At 68.6% G+C, this 14,607-nt stretch carries 17 protein-coding genes; 10 read left to right on the top strand and 7 right to left on the bottom strand.

The window, feature by feature from the left end; translation table 11 throughout:
• Nucleotides 1–53 precede the first annotated feature (53 nt).
• On the top strand, nucleotides 54–671 hold the full coding sequence (locus HDA44_RS10355) for a trimeric intracellular cation channel family protein (protein WP_337905815.1): 618 nt from the start codon (nucleotides 54–56) through the stop codon (nucleotides 669–671).
• On the opposite strand, the gene HDA44_RS10350 is transcribed toward HDA44_RS10355, so the two are convergent.
• Nucleotides 654–1,361 carry a MerR family transcriptional regulator gene (locus tag HDA44_RS10350; protein WP_184833294.1) on the bottom strand — a complete coding sequence of 236 codons (708 nt, stop codon included), beginning with the start codon at nucleotides 1,359–1,361 and terminating at the stop codon, nucleotides 654–656. The genes HDA44_RS10355 and HDA44_RS10350 overlap by 18 nt on opposite strands.
• A 39-nt stretch (nucleotides 1,362–1,400) precedes the next feature.
• Complete coding sequence (locus HDA44_RS10345; RefSeq protein ID WP_184833292.1) at nucleotides 1,401–2,600, bottom strand: MFS transporter; 1,200 nt, start codon at nucleotides 2,598–2,600, stop codon at nucleotides 1,401–1,403.
• 48 nt (nucleotides 2,601–2,648) lie between these two features.
• Between HDA44_RS10345 and HDA44_RS10340 the strand changes: the two genes are divergently transcribed.
• From HDA44_RS10340 to HDA44_RS10330, 3 genes are all read left to right on the top strand, one after another.
• The gene (locus HDA44_RS10340; protein ID WP_184833290.1) at nucleotides 2,649–3,734 is read left to right on the top strand and encodes a ferrochelatase; all 1,086 of its coding nucleotides are present in this window, start codon (nucleotides 2,649–2,651) and stop codon (nucleotides 3,732–3,734) included.
• Nucleotides 3,731–4,525 (top strand): inositol monophosphatase family protein, encoded by a 795-nt coding sequence (locus HDA44_RS10335; protein WP_184833289.1) that lies wholly within the window; start codon nucleotides 3,731–3,733, stop codon nucleotides 4,523–4,525. Before HDA44_RS10340 ends, HDA44_RS10335 begins: the two co-directional genes overlap by 4 nt.
• 294 nt (nucleotides 4,526–4,819) lie before the next feature.
• A complete protein-coding gene (locus HDA44_RS10330; RefSeq protein WP_130379292.1) occupies nucleotides 4,820–5,119 on the top strand; it encodes a DUF4193 domain-containing protein in 300 nt (99 codons plus the stop codon).
• Nucleotides 5,120–5,192: 73 nt separating this feature from the next.
• Here HDA44_RS10330 and HDA44_RS10325 read toward each other — a convergent pair whose 3' ends face one another.
• Together HDA44_RS10325 and HDA44_RS10320 are read right to left on the bottom strand one after the other, a co-directional pair.
• A complete protein-coding gene (locus HDA44_RS10325) occupies nucleotides 5,193–5,519 on the bottom strand; it encodes a DUF4235 domain-containing protein (protein WP_184833288.1) in 327 nt (108 codons plus the stop codon).
• A 31-nt stretch (nucleotides 5,520–5,550) separates the two neighbouring features.
• Nucleotides 5,551–6,006 carry a DUF3093 domain-containing protein gene (locus HDA44_RS10320; protein WP_184833286.1) on the bottom strand — a complete coding sequence of 152 codons (456 nt, stop codon included), beginning with the start codon at nucleotides 6,004–6,006 and terminating at the stop codon, nucleotides 5,551–5,553.
• A 52-nt stretch (nucleotides 6,007–6,058) separates the two neighbouring features.
• Here HDA44_RS10320 and dut point away from each other — a divergent pair, with 52 nt between their 5' ends.
• From dut to HDA44_RS10300, 4 genes are all read left to right on the top strand, one after another.
• Nucleotides 6,059–6,511 (top strand): dUTP diphosphatase, encoded by a 453-nt coding sequence (dut, locus tag HDA44_RS10315; RefSeq protein WP_319035970.1) that lies wholly within the window; start codon nucleotides 6,059–6,061, stop codon nucleotides 6,509–6,511.
• Nucleotides 6,512–6,587: 76 nt separating this feature from the next.
• On the top strand, nucleotides 6,588–7,238 hold the full coding sequence (locus HDA44_RS10310; RefSeq protein WP_184833283.1) for a DUF3710 domain-containing protein: 651 nt from the start codon (nucleotides 6,588–6,590) through the stop codon (nucleotides 7,236–7,238).
• Nucleotides 7,239–7,257: 19 nt separating this feature from the next.
• Nucleotides 7,258–7,647, top strand: a complete 390-nt coding sequence (locus HDA44_RS10305) for an OB-fold nucleic acid binding domain-containing protein (protein ID WP_184833282.1) — start codon at nucleotides 7,258–7,260, stop codon at nucleotides 7,645–7,647.
• Nucleotides 7,640–8,449, top strand: a complete 810-nt coding sequence (locus HDA44_RS10300) for a DUF3159 domain-containing protein (RefSeq protein ID WP_184833281.1) — start codon at nucleotides 7,640–7,642, stop codon at nucleotides 8,447–8,449. Before HDA44_RS10305 ends, HDA44_RS10300 begins: the two co-directional genes overlap by 8 nt.
• Nucleotides 8,450–8,542: 93 nt before the next feature.
• Here HDA44_RS10300 and HDA44_RS10295 read toward each other — a convergent pair whose 3' ends face one another.
• Complete coding sequence (locus HDA44_RS10295; RefSeq protein WP_184833280.1) at nucleotides 8,543–9,211, bottom strand: potassium channel family protein; 669 nt, start codon at nucleotides 9,209–9,211, stop codon at nucleotides 8,543–8,545.
• On the bottom strand, nucleotides 9,211–9,873 hold the full coding sequence (locus HDA44_RS10290) for an NAD-binding protein (protein ID WP_184833279.1): 663 nt from the start codon (nucleotides 9,871–9,873) through the stop codon (nucleotides 9,211–9,213). Before HDA44_RS10290 ends, HDA44_RS10295 begins: the two co-directional genes overlap by 1 nt.
• An 89-nt stretch (nucleotides 9,874–9,962) precedes the next feature.
• On the opposite strand from HDA44_RS10290, the gene HDA44_RS10285 reads away from it, so the two are divergent.
• Together HDA44_RS10285 and HDA44_RS10280 are read left to right on the top strand one after the other, a co-directional pair.
• A complete protein-coding gene (locus HDA44_RS10285) occupies nucleotides 9,963–11,990 on the top strand; it encodes an amino acid permease (RefSeq protein ID WP_184833278.1) in 2,028 nt (675 codons plus the stop codon).
• A complete protein-coding gene (locus HDA44_RS10280; protein WP_184833277.1) occupies nucleotides 11,987–13,204 on the top strand; it encodes a class I SAM-dependent RNA methyltransferase in 1,218 nt (405 codons plus the stop codon). The genes HDA44_RS10285 and HDA44_RS10280 overlap by 4 nt, the downstream gene beginning before the upstream one ends.
• 517 nt (nucleotides 13,205–13,721) lie before the next feature.
• On the opposite strand, the gene HDA44_RS10275 is transcribed toward HDA44_RS10280, so the two are convergent.
• Nucleotides 13,722–13,898, bottom strand: coding sequence for a hypothetical protein (locus HDA44_RS10275; protein ID WP_184833275.1), 177 nt, complete (start codon nucleotides 13,896–13,898; stop codon nucleotides 13,722–13,724).
• Nucleotides 13,899–14,607 lie beyond the last annotated feature (709 nt).

Below are 14,607 nucleotides of genomic sequence, written 5' to 3'. Positions count from 1 at the left end.
CCACCAACCCTAGAAGTACGAGCCACTCGGCGCTCGTGGTTTAGCGTGCGGCTGTGGACGGATCGGCTGTGCTGCATGTACTCGACCTGATCGGGATCTTCGTGTTCGGGATCACCGGCGCGCTGGTCGGCGTACGGAAGAAGCTCGACGTGTTCGGGATCCAGGTGCTGGCGCTGGTCACCGGGCTCGGCGGTGGCTTCATCCGCGACGTCCTGATCGGGCAGACCCCGCCGGCCGCGCTCCGGGACTGGCGTTATCTGGTGGTCCCGATCGTCGCGGGGCTGCTGACGTTCTTCCTGCATCCGGGGATCGGCCGGCTGGAGCGGCTGGTGAACCTGTTCGACGCGGCCGGCCTCGCGCTGTTCTGCGTGACCGGCGCGCTGAAGGCGATCGACTTCGGCCTCTCGCCGATCTCGGCCGCGTTGCTCGGCGTCCTCTCCGGCATCGGCGGCGGTGTACTCCGTGACGTCCTCAGCGGCCGCGTACCGGTAGTACTGCGCTCCGAGATCTATGCCACACCAGCGCTACTCGGCGCCGGCATCGTGGTCGTCGCGGCGGCACTCGGGTACCACGCGTCGTGGGTACCGATCGCCGCGGCACTCGCCTGCTTCGGCATCCGGCTGCTCGCGATCCGCCGCGGCTGGAACGCCCCGCTACCCCGCAACCCGTGACGGCGCCACCCAGCCGTTGACCACGGCAACCAACTCCACGTAGCGCAGCCAGCGCGACCCGCCCTCCGCACGCCACAACTCGATCAATCGGCCACGCAGCTCCGGGTCAGCTCGTAGTGGGTCGTCACCGGCGAGAGCGTGGTAGCCCACTACGATCCGCCGTACCGATGCTCGGAAGTCTTCGTCGGCCATCAGCGCGGTCAGCTCCATCCAGGCCTCGAACTGCTCTGGCGTGGGGTCGTCGGGCAGTACGGGTGTGAGGTTCTGCTGGACGGCCGGATCGGTGTCGCCGAGTGTCGTACGCAAGAAGTCCGCGACCAAGGCACGCTGCTCTGTCTGGTCAGTGAGTTCGTCCATGAGTTCCCTGTCCTCCGGGTGGTTGGCGAGGACCTTGAGCAGGGCGTGCTGCCGCTGCAGTGTACGGATCTGGATCGCCAGCGCCTCCGCATGGGTGGCCGCGACCTCCGCGAGGGAGCGTTCGTCGTGCAGCACCGCGCGGATGGTCGGTAGGTCGACGTCCAGCGCACGCAACGTCCGGATCAGCCGCAGCCGGGCAACGGCCGCGTCGTCGTAGCGGCGGTGGCCGGCGGGTGTCCGGGTGTACGGCAGCAACCCGAGATCGGAGTAGTGCCGCACGGCCTTCACCGAAACGCCCGCGAGCCGTGCGACCGCGCCGATCGAGTGGTCCATGTGCACAGCCTCACATCTCCCGTAACCGGAGATACAAGCCTAGTTGTGCGCGAAGTGTTCCTTGGGGCGGGCGAAGGCGGTTGCGAAGGCGGCGACGATGGCGCATGCGATGCCGACGCCGACCGGTACCCAGTACGCGTTGGAGGGTCCCCAGAGGTCCACCGCGTGTCCGGCAGCCGCGTTGCCTGGTGCGACGCCGAGGAGGATTCCGGTGACGGTCCAGGTGATCGCCTCGGTCAGCCGCTCCGGTGGTACCCACTCTTCTACACATGCGGTGACCGCGACACTCGTCGGTGCGATCGTCATGCCGCAGCAGAACAGCACCGCGCCGAGCATCCACACGCTGTTGACCCAGGGGAGTGGTGCCAGCGTGATGGCGAGCGCGATCGTACCGATCAGCAGCCTGCGTTCGACTGGAGCCCGCCAGCGCACCGACCCGTACCAGAGGCCGGCCAACAGGCTGCCGAACGCCCAGATGGCCAGTACGACGCCCGCAAGCCCCTCTTGTCCCTTCTCGGTTGCAAACGCCACCGTGATGACCTCTGTGCCACCGAGCGTCGCACCAAGGCCCAGACCGATCAGACTGAGCAGCAGGATCGACAGCCAGGGGAGTGGCGGCTGTGTGCCGTCCGCGGACTTGCCACGACCAGGTGGGTCCGTAGCGCGAAGTGACGCCAACCAGATGCCACCAGCCAGGCCCAGCACGCCGGCGCTGATCAGTGCGGCGTACGGACTCCACTGTGTTGCCAGCATGGTCACCAGAACCGGACCGACGATGAAGACGACCTCATCACCGACTGCCTCGAGCGCGAACGCTGTCTGGAGCGCACGACCCCTACCGAGCAAGTGCGTCCAGCGAGCGCGTACGAACGAACCGACCTGCGGGCGAGTGCCACCAGTGATGAAGGACAGCACGTACAGCAGCCAGGTGGGTGAATCGCTCCGGACAGCGATCAGCAGACCGGCCAGTCCGACAGTGCAGGTGACCGCGCCGACCAGGATCAGCATCCGCTGACCGAACCGGTCGACCAGACGGCCCTGCACCGGTCCGGTCAGTGCGCCGGCGATGACAGCCACTCCGGAGACCGCGCCGGCCAGCCCGTACGAGCCGCTCTCCTTGGCGATCAGGATGACGATGCCGAGACCGATCATCGAGATCGGCATACGCCCGAGTACCCCGGCGGTGACGAAGGCTCCGGCACCGGGACGGCGGAGCAGATGTGCGTAGGGCTTGAGCATGAGAGACCGGGAAGAGCTTAGGGCATCGACGTCTGAGAAGCTTGGAATATGTCGCTTGCCCCCACCCCGATCGACACCGCTCCGTACGACGCGGTCCTGCTGCTCTCCTTCGGCGGACCCGAGAAGCCCGAGGACGTGCTGCCGTTCCTGCAGAACGTGACCCGCGGCCGGGGCATCCCGGACGAGCGGTTGAAGGAGGTCGGCGAACACTACTACTCGTTCGGCGGCAAGAGCCCGATCAACGACCAGAACCGGGCGCTGCTCACCGCGCTGCGGGCGTCGTTCGACGAGCTGGGCCTGGCGCTGCCGATCTACTGGGGCAACCGCAACTGGGCGCCGTACCTGACCGACACGATGCGCGAGATGGCCGCCGACGGTGTCCGCCGGGCAGTGGTGATCGTCACGTCGGCGTACCCGTCGTACTCGGGCTGCCGGCAGTACCGGGAGAACCTCGAGGACGCCGCGCGGGAGGTGCCGGACGCGCCGCGGATCGACAAGCTCCGGCACTACGCGAACCACCCCGGCTTCGTCGGGTCGTTCGTCGAGTCCACCGCGGCGGCGCTGAGCAAGCTGCCGGCCGGATCGGCGATCGCGTACGTGACGCACTCCATCCCGACCGCGATGAACGCGACCAGCGGACCGGACGGCAACGGGTACCTGGACTGGCATCTTGATGTCGCCGCGGAGATCACCGCGGAGCTGGAGCGCCGGACCGGGCAGACCAGGCGGACGGATCTGGTGTACTGCTCGCGGTCCGGTCCGCCGCAGGTGCCGTGGCTCGAGCCGGACGTGAACGACCACCTGGAAGCGCTCGCCGCCGACGGCGTACCGGGGGTGGCGGTGGTGCCGATCGGGTTCGTCAGCGACCACATGGAGGTCATCTACGACCTCGACACCGAGGCCGCGAAGACCGCCGAGAAGCTCGGGCTGCCGATGGCGCGGGCCGCGACGCCGGGGACGGACGAGAAGTTCGTCACCATGCTCCGCGACCTGGTCGTCGAGCGGGCCGCCGCCGAGCGTGGCGAGCAGCCGGCCCGGCCCTGCGTCGGCAAGCTCGGCGCGGCCTGGGACGACTGCCGCCACGACTGCTGCCCACCCCTCCGCCGACCGACGCCAGTTAAGGAATCTGTATGAGTTCCCCCGATGAGTTGCTGAAGCTGGCTGTTGACGTGGCGGAGGAGGCGGCGCGGCTGATCGTCGAGCGTCGTCGCGGCCAGATCACCGTCGCCGACACCAAGAGCACCGTCACCGACGTCGTGACCGCCGTCGACCGGGAGTCCGAGGAGCTGATCCGGGCCCGGGTACTGGCGGCCCGGCCGGACGACTCGTTCCTCGGCGAAGAGGGCGACGACGTGAACGGTACGAGCGGCGTGCGCTGGGTGGTCGATCCGATCGACGGGACGGTCAACTACCTGTACGACATCCCGACGTACGCCGTCTCGATCGCGGTGGAGGTGGACGGCGAGACCGTCGCCGGGGTGGTCGTGGACGCGCCCAAGGGGGAGGTGTTCACCGCGACGAAGGGTGGTGGCGCCTTCGCGGACGGCAAGCCGATCCGGGTGTCCGGCGAGACCGAGCTGGCGAAGGCACTGGTCGGCACCGGCTTCGGGTACGACCCGGCGCGCCGCCAGGTCCAGGCCGAGGTGGTGCAGCAGCTGATCACCAAGGTCCGGGACATCCGCCGGATCGGCGTCGGCGCGATCGACCTCTGTTACGTCGCCTGCGGCCGGCTGGACGTGGTCTACGAGCGCGGCCTGAACCCGTGGGACTACGGCGCCGGCGCGCTGATCGCGGCCGAGGCCGGCGCGGCCGTCGGCGGGCTGAACGGGGCACCGGTGTCACCGGAGATGTCGATCGCGGCCACCCCGGCCCTCTTCGCTCCGTTCCACGATCTGCTGGCCGGTGCAAGCCCGTTGCGCGCTTAGAATCTCCTGAGTGCTCGTTTCTGCGCAGTAGCGCGCACTAATGAGCATTTCTGTGTTCGGTGCTGACATTTGTCGCGACACGCGGGTCAGAGCGTGGACCCAGTCGTGCATTGCGGAGCGTAATAGGGCACAATCCCGTCCTCGGGAACGGTGATTGCCGATCCTGGCCTGGCTGTCAAGGGTTTCGGGGGACGAAGATTCAGCGCGGTGCGCCGACGCGGAATTTCTCGGCCGCTCCACCCGTTCAGGGCTCAGCAGGCAACACCACGGGTACGAAGAGGGCAGGGAAACACCATGGCGACTGATTACGACGCCCCGCGCAAGACAGACGAGGACGCTTCCGAAGAGTCGATCGAGGAGCTGAAGACTCGTCGTCACGACAAGAACTCCGGCAAGGTCGACGAGGACGAGGCCGAGGCCGCGGAGAGCTTCGAGCTGCCCGGCGCCGACCTGAGTCACGAGGAGCTGGCGGTCCGGGTGCTCCCGCGCCAGGCCGACGAGTTCACCTGTTCGAGCTGCTTCCTGGTACACCACCGCAGCCAGCTCGCCGAAACGAAGAACGGGCAGCTGATCTGCCGCGACTGCGCCGCCTGACCGAGCGCCCTACTTCGTCAGAACGTCAGCGGGACCGGCCCACCTCGGTGGGACGGCCCCGCTGACGAACGTTTCAGTCTTCCTTCTTGACCAGACCGGTGTCGGTGCCCCGGATCAGGCCCGCCGTCGCGTCCTGGACGTAGCCGGGCGGGGCGTGACCGGTCGACCTCAGGTAGTACGCGGCGGCGCGGCGTTCCGCGAACAGCTTCGCGGCGGCCGCGGCGGCCGCGCTCGCGGCGGCCCAGGTGACGACCTCCAGGTACTCGCCCTGGCCGTCCTTCGGCGGCTTCCCGCCGGAACCGAGTTTCCAGGCCGTGCTCACGGCCTTGCTCGCCGCCAGACCGACCGCCACCGTGAACGCGGCCTGTACCAGCTTCCAGCCGATCTTCGCTCCGACCACCGCAAACCCTCCTCCTGCGACTCCCTGACAGTCAGGATCTTCCCACGCCGTGCCCGTCCAGCGCCGCAGCCAAGCGGTCCGGGTGGCGCGTGGCGATCAGCCAGTACGGCGCCGGGTCGCCCGGATCGGTGATCTGCACCCGGACCGCGCCGGGCAGATAGCTGCGCAGCACCAGGTACGCCTTCGGGTCGCAGTCGCGGCCGAACGCCTGCCGCGCGGCGTCGCCGGTGAGCGCCTCGACGGCACCCAGGTACGACCGGTCGATCTCGGCGCGACCGGCCCGCAGCCGGTCGGCGTCGACCTCCACGCGCGCGCCCCCGTACCGGAGGAACAGCAGCACCAGCAGCGCCGCCGACAGGCCACCGACGACCAGGCCGGCGACCTTGCCGGCCGGGACCGCGGTGATGACGAACAGCGTGATCACGGTCGCGGCGGCGATGACCCACCACGACACCGGGACCCGGAGACTCTCGCGATACGTACCCACGGCACCAGCCTGGCACGTCGCCGGCCGATCGGCCTCGATAGGGTCACCTCTCGTGACCGAGGTACTGATCCAGCGCATCGACCCCGACCTGCCGATCCCGGCGTACGCGCATCCCGGCGACGCCGGCGCGGACCTGGTGGCGGCCACCGACCTGACCCTGAAGCCGGGTGAACGCGGCCTGGTCGGGACCGGGATCGCGATCGCTCTGCAGGACGGGTACGCGGCCTTCGTACACCCGCGCTCCGGACTGGCCGCGAAGCACGGTGTCTCGATCGTGAACGCGCCCGGTACCGTCGACGCCGGGTACCGCGGCGAGATCAAGGTCTGCCTGATCAACCTGGACCCGCACGCCGAAGTGACGGTTCGCCGCGGCGACCGGATCGCCCAGCTCGTCATCCAGGAGGTGGCGAAGGCACGGTTCGTCGAGGTGACCACGCTGCCCGGTTCCGCGCGTGGTGACGGGGGACACGGCTCGACCGGTGGTTTCGGCGATGTGACACGCTGAGCAGGTACATCCGTTGACCTGGCGGGGCTGCGAAACTACGGCGGCCGTACAAACATCTAGGAAGTAGGCAACAGCTGTGATCTTCCGCCGCAAGGGCAGGAACGAAGACGCCGATCTGGAGACCGAAGGCGGTCCGGACGAGGCGGTGGAGCCCCGTGCCGAGGGTCCGTTCGACGTGACCGAGGTCGACGCGGAGGTGCTGGAGGCGGACGACCGGATCGACCTCGGCGCGCTCGTCGTCACCGGGATGCCGGGGATGGAGCTGGGCCTGCAGGTCGACGAGCAGAGCGGCGTGGTGCAGGCCGTGCTGCTGATGCTCGAGGACTCCGCGCTCGAGCTGCGCGCGTTCGCCGCGCCGAAGAAGAGCGGCATCTGGGACGAGGTCCGCCAGGAGATCGCGGCCGAGGCCAGCCGGATGGGCGGCACCGCGACCGAGACCGACGGCCCGTTCGGTACCGAGCTGGTGCTGGTCGTGCCGGTCGAGGACCCCGAAGGCCAGATCTTCAGCCAGACCTCCCGGGTGATCGGCGTGGACGGCCCGCGCTGGCTGCTCCGCGGTACCGTGCTGGGCCGCGCCGCGGTCGAGCCGGACGCCGCCGAGCCGATGGAGGCGACCCTGCGCAACACCGTCGTCGTCCGCGGTGACGAGCCGATGGCGGTCCGGGAATCGCTGCCGCTGCGGCTGCCGCCGGGCGCGGAGCCGAACCCGGACGAGGAACAGGTCTGAGCGGACTACACTCGACATCATGGGCAGCAGCAAACCCGCGGGGCTCTGGAAGCGCGCCTTCCGAGGGCTCGCCGGGGACCGCGATCAGCAGGACGCGGAGGTCCTGCAGGACTTCGCGCAGGACTGTGGCGCGCGGTCCATCACCGGATGCCACGACCGTGAGGTGGTCACCTTGTACGGCACCCTCCGGACCATCACGTTCAGCCCACGCGGCGGCGTACCGGCCTTGGAGGGCGAGTTGTACGACGGCACCGGCACGGTCAAGCTGGTCTGGCTCGGCCGGCGGAAGATCGGCGGCATCCACGCCGGCTCCGACCTGATCGCCTCCGGCCGGATCGGCGTCGTCGACGGCGACCGGGTGATGTTCAACCCGCGCTACGAGCTGCGTCCGCAGGCCGCGAATGGCTGAGCCGACGTCCCGCCGGGACCAGGTCGAGGACGACCTGCAGGAGAAACTGGTCGAGATCCTCCAGCCCGAGGTCGAGGCCGCCGCGACGCAACTGGCCGCTGGGCAGCCCGCCGCCGAGGAGCCCGCCGCGGCGGAGCCCGCGAAGCCGGCGCCGAGTTCGGACAAGGACTTCTTCCAGGCGCTCGGTGGCTGGGGTGCGCTGCTCGACATCGGGCTGCCCTGGATCGCGTTCCTGGTCGCGTATGCCGCCACCGACCACAAACTGCAGCAGGCACTGCTCATCGCGGTCGGCATCGCGGCACTGATCGCGGTAGTGCGGCTGGTCCGCAAACAGCCGCTGCGGAACGTGTTCGGCGGTTTCATCGGCGTACTGATCTCGGCCTTCGTCGCCAACCGGACCGGTAACGCTAAGGACTTCTACGTCCCCGGCCTGCTGACGAACCTCGGGTACGGCGCGTTGTACCTGCTGACCGTACTGTTCCGCTGGCCGCTGTTCGGCGTCCTGTACGGCGTGATCACCCAGACCGGCACCGCCTGGCGCCGCGACCCCGCCCTGCTCAAGGGCTTCTCCCGCGCCACGATGGTCTTCGTCGGCCTGTTCGCGATCCGCCTGATCGTCCAGGTCCCGCTGTACTTCACCGGCAGCCTGAACGCCCTGGGCATCGCCAAGATCGGCCTCGGCCTCCCGTTCTACGCCCTGGCCATCTGGTGCGCGTACACCGTCCTCCGCGGCTCGATGCCCGCCGAAAAATGGTCCGAAACCCGCGACGCCATCACCCACCTCCTCCGCCCCAAGAAGTAAGCCGCCGAACCCTCCCTTTGACAGGGCATCCCCGCAAGCACAGGGTTGCCCCCTCGAATTTCCAGGGGGCAACCCTGCATCCGAGCAGGCAGGCTACTTCCGGTGGTGGGGGGAGAGCATGTCTTCGAGTTGTTCTTCGGTTTCGTCGGCGGCTACGAAGAGGAGCTCGTCGTTCAGCTCGAGGGTGCCTTCCGGGTCGGGCCGGAGCACTCGGCCTTCGCGGAGGATGACGACCAGGGCGGTGTCCAGCGGCCAGTCGACGTCGCCGACGCGGCGGCCGATCATCGGGGAGTCCTCGGGGAGGGTGAGCTCGACCAGGTTCGCGTCGCCCTGACGGAAGGTGAACAGGCGGACCAGGTCGCCGACCGAGACCGCTTCTTCCACCAGCGCGGACATGATCCGCGGCGTGGACACCGACACGTCGACGCCCCACGCCTCGTTGAACATCCACTCGTTCCGCGGATGGTTGACTCGCGCAACGGTTCTGGGTACGCCGAACTCGGTTTTCGCGAGCAGCGAGACGACCAGGTTGACCTTGTCGTCGCCGGTGCTGGCGATCGCCACCTGGCAGCGCTGCAGCGCGGCCTCCTCCAGGGAGGACAGTTCGCACGCGTCAGCCAGCAGCCACTCGGCCCGCGGCACGGACTCGGCCTTGATCGCGCGGGGGTCCTTGTCGATCAGCAGCACCTCGTGGCCGTTGTCCAGCAGTTCGCTGGCGATCGACCGGCCGACCTGTCCGGCCCCGGCGATAGCTACCCGCATCACAGCTCCTCAGGCTTCGTGCCGAGCTGGGACTCGATCGCGGCGGCGTCCCGCTCCAGCATCACGACATGGACCAGGTCACCCTCCTGGATGACCGTGTCGGCCCGGGGCAGGACGCCCTCGCCGAGCCGGGTCAGGAACGCGACCCGGGCACCGGTGGCCTTCTCGATGTCCAGGGCGACCCGGCCGATCCACTCCGCGTGGACGTGCACCTCGGCCAGCCGGACGGTGCCGGACGGATCGCGCCACTCCGGCTCGGAACCCTCGGGCAACAGCCGGCGCATCATCTGGTCTACGGTCCAGCGGACCGTGCCGACGGTGGGGATGCCGAGCCGCTGGTACACCTCGGCGCGGCCCGGGTCGTAGATCCGGGCCACCACGTTGCCGATCCCGAACGTCTCCCGCGCCACCCGGGCGGCCAGGATGTTCGAGTTGTCGCCGTTGGAGACCGCGGCGAACGCCTCGGCGTCCTCGATCCCGGCCTCGATCAGTACCTCCCGGTCGAAGCCCATCCCGACGATGGTCCGGCCGGTGAAGTTCGGGCTCAGCCGGCGGAACGCGTCGGCCGCCTGGTCGATGATCGCGACCGTGTGGCCCCGCTTCTCCAGACCGCGGGCGAGCGTCGAACCGACGCGGCCGCAGCCCATGATGACGACGTGCACTCCGTGATCACTCCTCGCCCGGAAGGGCTGCTGTCTCGTTCGGCAGGGATAGACGCTACACCGGACCGGGGTGCCTCTAACATCACGGTGTGACTCCCGCTCTAGGCGATATCGGCAAACGACTGCTGCTCGGTCGCAAACTACGTAGCACCCAGTTGGGTGAGACGCTGCTGCCGAAGCGCATCGCCCTGCCGGTTTTTGCCAGTGACGCGCTGTCGTCGGTCGCGTACGCGCCGGACGAGGTCTTCCTGACGCTGTCGATCGCCGGGCTGGCGGCGTACAGCTACTCGTGGAAGATCGGCCTGCTGGTCGCGTTCGTGATGCTCGTGGTGGTGGCGTCGTACCGGCAGAACGTGCACGCGTACCCGTCGGGTGGGGGTGACTACGAGGTCGCGACCGTCAACATCGGCCCGACCGCCGGGCTGACCGTGGCGAGCGCGCTGATGGTCGACTACGTGCTGACCGTGGCGGTGTCGATCTCGTCCGGCGTGCAGAACGCGAAATCGGCGCTGCCGTTCCTGGAAGGGCATGAGGTTCCACTCGCGGTCGGTCTGGTACTGCTGCTGACCGCGATGAACCTGCGCGGCGTCCGCGAATCGGGTGGGATCTTCGCGGTCCCCACCTACATCTTCATGTTCTCGATCATCGGGATGGCGATCTGGGGCCTGGTCCGGCTCGCGGCCGGCAATCTGCCGCTGGCGGAGAGCGCCAACTTCGAGGTCCGGGCCGAGCCTGGCCACGAGCTGTTCACCGGGCTGGCCGCGGTCTTCCTGCTGGCCCGGGCGTTCTCGTCCGGCTGCGCGGCGCTGACCGGCGTCGAGGCGATCAGCAACGGCGTACCCGCCTTCCGCAAACCGAAGAGCCGGAACGCCGCGACCACGCTGCTGCTGCTCGGCACGATCGCGGTCACGATGCTGATGAGCATCCTGTTCCTGGCCGGCAAGATGAAACTCCGGTACGCCGAGAACCCCGCGACCCAGCTGTACCTGAACGGCCAACCGGTCGGCACGGGCTACACCCAGAAGACCGTGATCGGCCAGATCGGCGACGCGGTGTTCTCGAACTTCCAGCCGGCCTTCTACGTGGTGATCGGCGCGACCATGCTGATCCTGGTTCTGGCCGCGAACACCGCCTTCAACGGTTTCCCGGTCCTCGCCTCGATCCTGGCCCGCGACGGTTTCCTGCCGCGTCAGTTGCACACGCGGGGCGACCGGCTCGCGTACAGCAACGGCATCGTCCTGCTGGCGCTCTGCGCGGCCGCGCTGACCATCGCGTTCGACGCCCAGGTGACCAAGCTGATCCAGCTGTACATCGTCGGTGTGTTCGTCAGCTTCACGCTCAGCCAGTTCGGCATGATCCGGCACTGGACGCGGCATCTGAAGACCGAAACCGACGGCGCCAAACGACGGCACATGTACCGCTCGCGGGTGATCAACACCGTCGGCCTGACGATGACGTCGGTCGTGCTGGTGATCGTGCTGCTGACCAAGTTCACCCACGGCGCGTACATCGCGATCATCGCCATGGCGGCACTGTTCCTGCTGATGAAGGGCATCCGCCGGCACTACGAGACCGTACGCAAGCAGATGTCGGCGGAAGGCGACGAGCCGCTGATGCTGCCGTCGCGGGTGCACTCGATCGTGCTGGTGTCGAAGCTGCACCGCCCGACACTGCGGGCACTGGCCTTCGCCAAGGCGGCCCGCCCGTCCACGCTGGAGGCAGTCACCGTCGACGTCGATCGGGACGAGGCCGACGCGCTCCAGGCGGACTGGGACGCCCGGAACATCCCGATCCCGTTGAAGCGGCTCGCGTCGCCGTACCGGGAGATCACCCGGCCGATCCTGCAGTACGTCCGGGACATCCGCAGGCAGTCGCCGCGGGATGTGGTGATGGTCTACATCCCTGAGTACGTGGTCGGGCACTGGTGGGAGCACCTGCTGCACAACCAGAGCGCACTACGGCTCAAGGGGCGGCTCTTGTTCACACCTGGTGTGATGGTTACGTCCGTTCCTTACCAACTGCTCTCGTCGCAGGGGGCCGAGGAGCGGCAGGACCGGGTGGAACGGGTGGCCGGCCAGGTACGGCGTGGCGCCCGCAAGTCGACAGGAGATCGGTGACAGGCGACAACGGGGTCAGCAACGGCGACAGCCACGACGAGAGTCTGGTTGGGACGGTTGTTGAGCTGGAAGTAGGACCAGTAGCGCACGGGGGACACTGTGTCGCCCGGCACGAGGGACAGGTGGTGTTCGTCCGGCATGCGCTGCCGGGGGAGCTGGTGCACGCGCGGATCACTGAGCAGACCGCCAAGTACCTGCGAGCTGATGCGGTTCAGGTGCTGACGCCGTCGCCCCAGCGGATCGATCCACCGTGCCCGTACGCCGGACCGGGTCTCTGTGGTGGCTGCGACTTCCAGCACGCCAACATCGTCGAGCAGCGCCGGTTGAAGGCCACTGTGGTGTCGGACACGTTGCGGCGGATCGGTGGGATCGAGCGGACCATCGTCATGGAGTCGCCTGGTGACGACGGTCTCGGCTGGCGTACCCGGATGCGGTACGCGGTGGTGGACGGTCGGCCCGGCATGTACGCGCACCGGTCGCACGATCTGGTACCGATCGACCGGTGTCTGATCGCCCACCCGGGGACTCCGGACGTACTGAGCACGCAGTGGCCCGGTGTGTCGTCTGTTCAGGCTGTTGTGTCGTCGGAGGGGAAGACAGCGATACAGACCGACCAGGAAGCTGGTGAGCGTCTGGTGGAGGTAGTACGGGAGCGGCGGTTCCTGGTGGAGGCCGGCGGGTTCTGGCAGGTGCATCCGGCTGCACCGGAGACGCTGGTGGACGCCGTACTGAGCGGTCTGGAGCCAGTGGCGGGGGAGACCGCACTGGACCTGTACTGCGGGGTCGGACTGTTCGCGGCGTTCCTGGCAGAGGCCGGCTGCCCGGTGCTGGCGATCGAGGGGGACAAGGACGCGGTCCGGAACGCTCGGCGCAACCTGCACGACCTGGACGGCGTCACCCTCGAAAACGGCGACGTCGACCGCGTACTGAACACTGCTGCTGGTCATGGACTGGAGCATGTGGACCTGGTCGTACTGGACCCGCCGCGTACTGGCGCGGGGAAGGACGTCGTACGCCGGATCGCCGCGCTGAGCCCACGGCGGATCGCGTACGTGGCATGCGACCCGGCGGCGCTGGCGCGTGACCTGAAGACGTTCGGCCGACTCGGGTACGGGATCGCGTCCCTGCGCGCTTTCGACCTGTTCGGCATGACCCACCACATCGAATGCGTCGCCATCCTCGAGCCGGTGGACAGTTCACCTGTGGACAGTTAACTGGTGCGTCAGGGAGGCCTCGGGTAGCGTCTGGGGCTGGATTCCAATGCGCTGGAGACCTGATGCCGCTCGTTGATTTGGACGACCCGGAGGAGTTGCGGGCCCGCTGGACCGCTCTGTCCGCGGTCGCCCATGCCACGGGCTTCGACCGGCGCTGGTACGCCGACGCCGACGGGTACCACCACCAGGACGAGACCGCGTCCGTGCTCCGGATGAGCCGCCTGGGCGACGGGCGGGCCGTGCTGTGGGGATTCCACACCCAGCACAGCCGCACCGCGGGCTCCGACCTGCTGGCCGGCTCACCGGACTGGATCGGGCAGCCGGAGGTTCGGCGCCGGCAGGACGCGGGCGAGCTCGGCTTCGTGTACGGCGCCTTCAACGGGACGTGGGCGCGCGCTTCGTACCCCGGCGACCCGTGGGACGCAGCCGAGGACGGCTTCGCGCCGATCGGCCAGTGGATCACCTCCGACGAGGCCACCGCCGAGGAAATGATCGAGTGGGTCGCCGAATGGGCCGACTACTTGGGCGGGCTGGACGAGTTGCGCCCGTACGGTGTTTCGCTGATCCAGACCGCCCGCACCACCGGTATCAGCCCGGAATCGCTAGCTGCGTTCTTCGCGCCGTTCGGGATCGATCCCCGCTCACCCGTCCAGCCCGACGTACCGGCCGGGGTCACCGCCGCTGCCGATTTCACCCGAAACTTTGCGATCCAGGAAAATTTCCCGCCCGACCCTGACACGGCCGAGGTCTCAGTCGTTGAACCAAACGTGACTGGAGCACCCGACCCGAACTGGCCAACCCAGGACGAGGAGTCATACGTCGTCCCCCCAGGAATCAGCCCGTTCACCGGCCAACCCATAACCACCTCCACCCAACCATCCCCCACCGCCGACTTCGGCCAGCCGGGTGATGCCGCGGGATTTGGGCAGGCGGGTGACGTTGGGCGGTTCGGGCAGCCGGGTGAGACCTCTGGGGGTCGTCCCGGTGGGTACACGCCGCCCCCCGCGCCCGGCACCTACCTGCCGGAAAATCTCTCCGGAAACGGCCTCCCGACGGCCCACCCGCCGTACAACCCGGACCTCCCATCGGCGGAACCCCCACGCGTAGGCGGCGGCCGCTACGAAGGCGAAGACTTCTACAACAGCCTCTTCGCCGACACCCCCACTGCCCCCGCCACCCCCCTCCCGTCCGACGAACAAGACTGGGAAACCGCCGAACACCCAGCCTGGTCCGACCAACCCCCGACCAGCGAATACAACCCCTTCCCACCCGAACCCGCAGCTACCGCCGCCCCAACCGCCTCACCCTTCGCCACTCCACCCTTCGCCACTCCAGCCTCCGCCGCCCCAGCCGCAGCCCCGGCCGCCGCACCCTCCGCCGCCGTTGGAGACAGGCACCGCACG

The sequence above is a fragment of the Kribbella solani genome (assembly GCF_014205295.1).
Classification (GTDB): domain Bacteria; phylum Actinomycetota; class Actinomycetes; order Propionibacteriales; family Kribbellaceae; genus Kribbella; species Kribbella solani.
Note: the sequence above shows the minus strand (reverse complement) of the source record. Positions and strands in the feature narration are given on the sequence as shown.

Coding starts and splice junctions, on each gene's coding strand:
- HDA44_RS10345 (WP_184833292.1), bottom strand. CDS start 2,600: ATGCTCAAGCCCTACGCACATCTGCTCCGCCGTCCCGGTGCCGGAGCC.
- HDA44_RS10295 (WP_184833280.1), bottom strand. CDS start 9,211: ATGCGGGTAGCTATCGCCGGGGCCGGACAGGTCGGCCGGTCGATCGCC.
- HDA44_RS10350 (WP_184833294.1), bottom strand. CDS start 1,361: ATGGACCACTCGATCGGCGCGGTCGCACGGCTCGCGGGCGTTTCGGTG.
- HDA44_RS10300 (WP_184833281.1), top strand. CDS start 7,640: ATGGCTGAGCCGACGTCCCGCCGGGACCAGGTCGAGGACGACCTGCAG.
- HDA44_RS10305 (WP_184833282.1), top strand. CDS start 7,258: ATGGGCAGCAGCAAACCCGCGGGGCTCTGGAAGCGCGCCTTCCGAGGG.
- HDA44_RS10340 (WP_184833290.1), top strand. CDS start 2,649: ATGTCGCTTGCCCCCACCCCGATCGACACCGCTCCGTACGACGCGGTC.
- HDA44_RS10330 (WP_130379292.1), top strand. CDS start 4,820: ATGGCGACTGATTACGACGCCCCGCGCAAGACAGACGAGGACGCTTCC.
- HDA44_RS10335 (WP_184833289.1), top strand. CDS start 3,731: ATGAGTTCCCCCGATGAGTTGCTGAAGCTGGCTGTTGACGTGGCGGAG.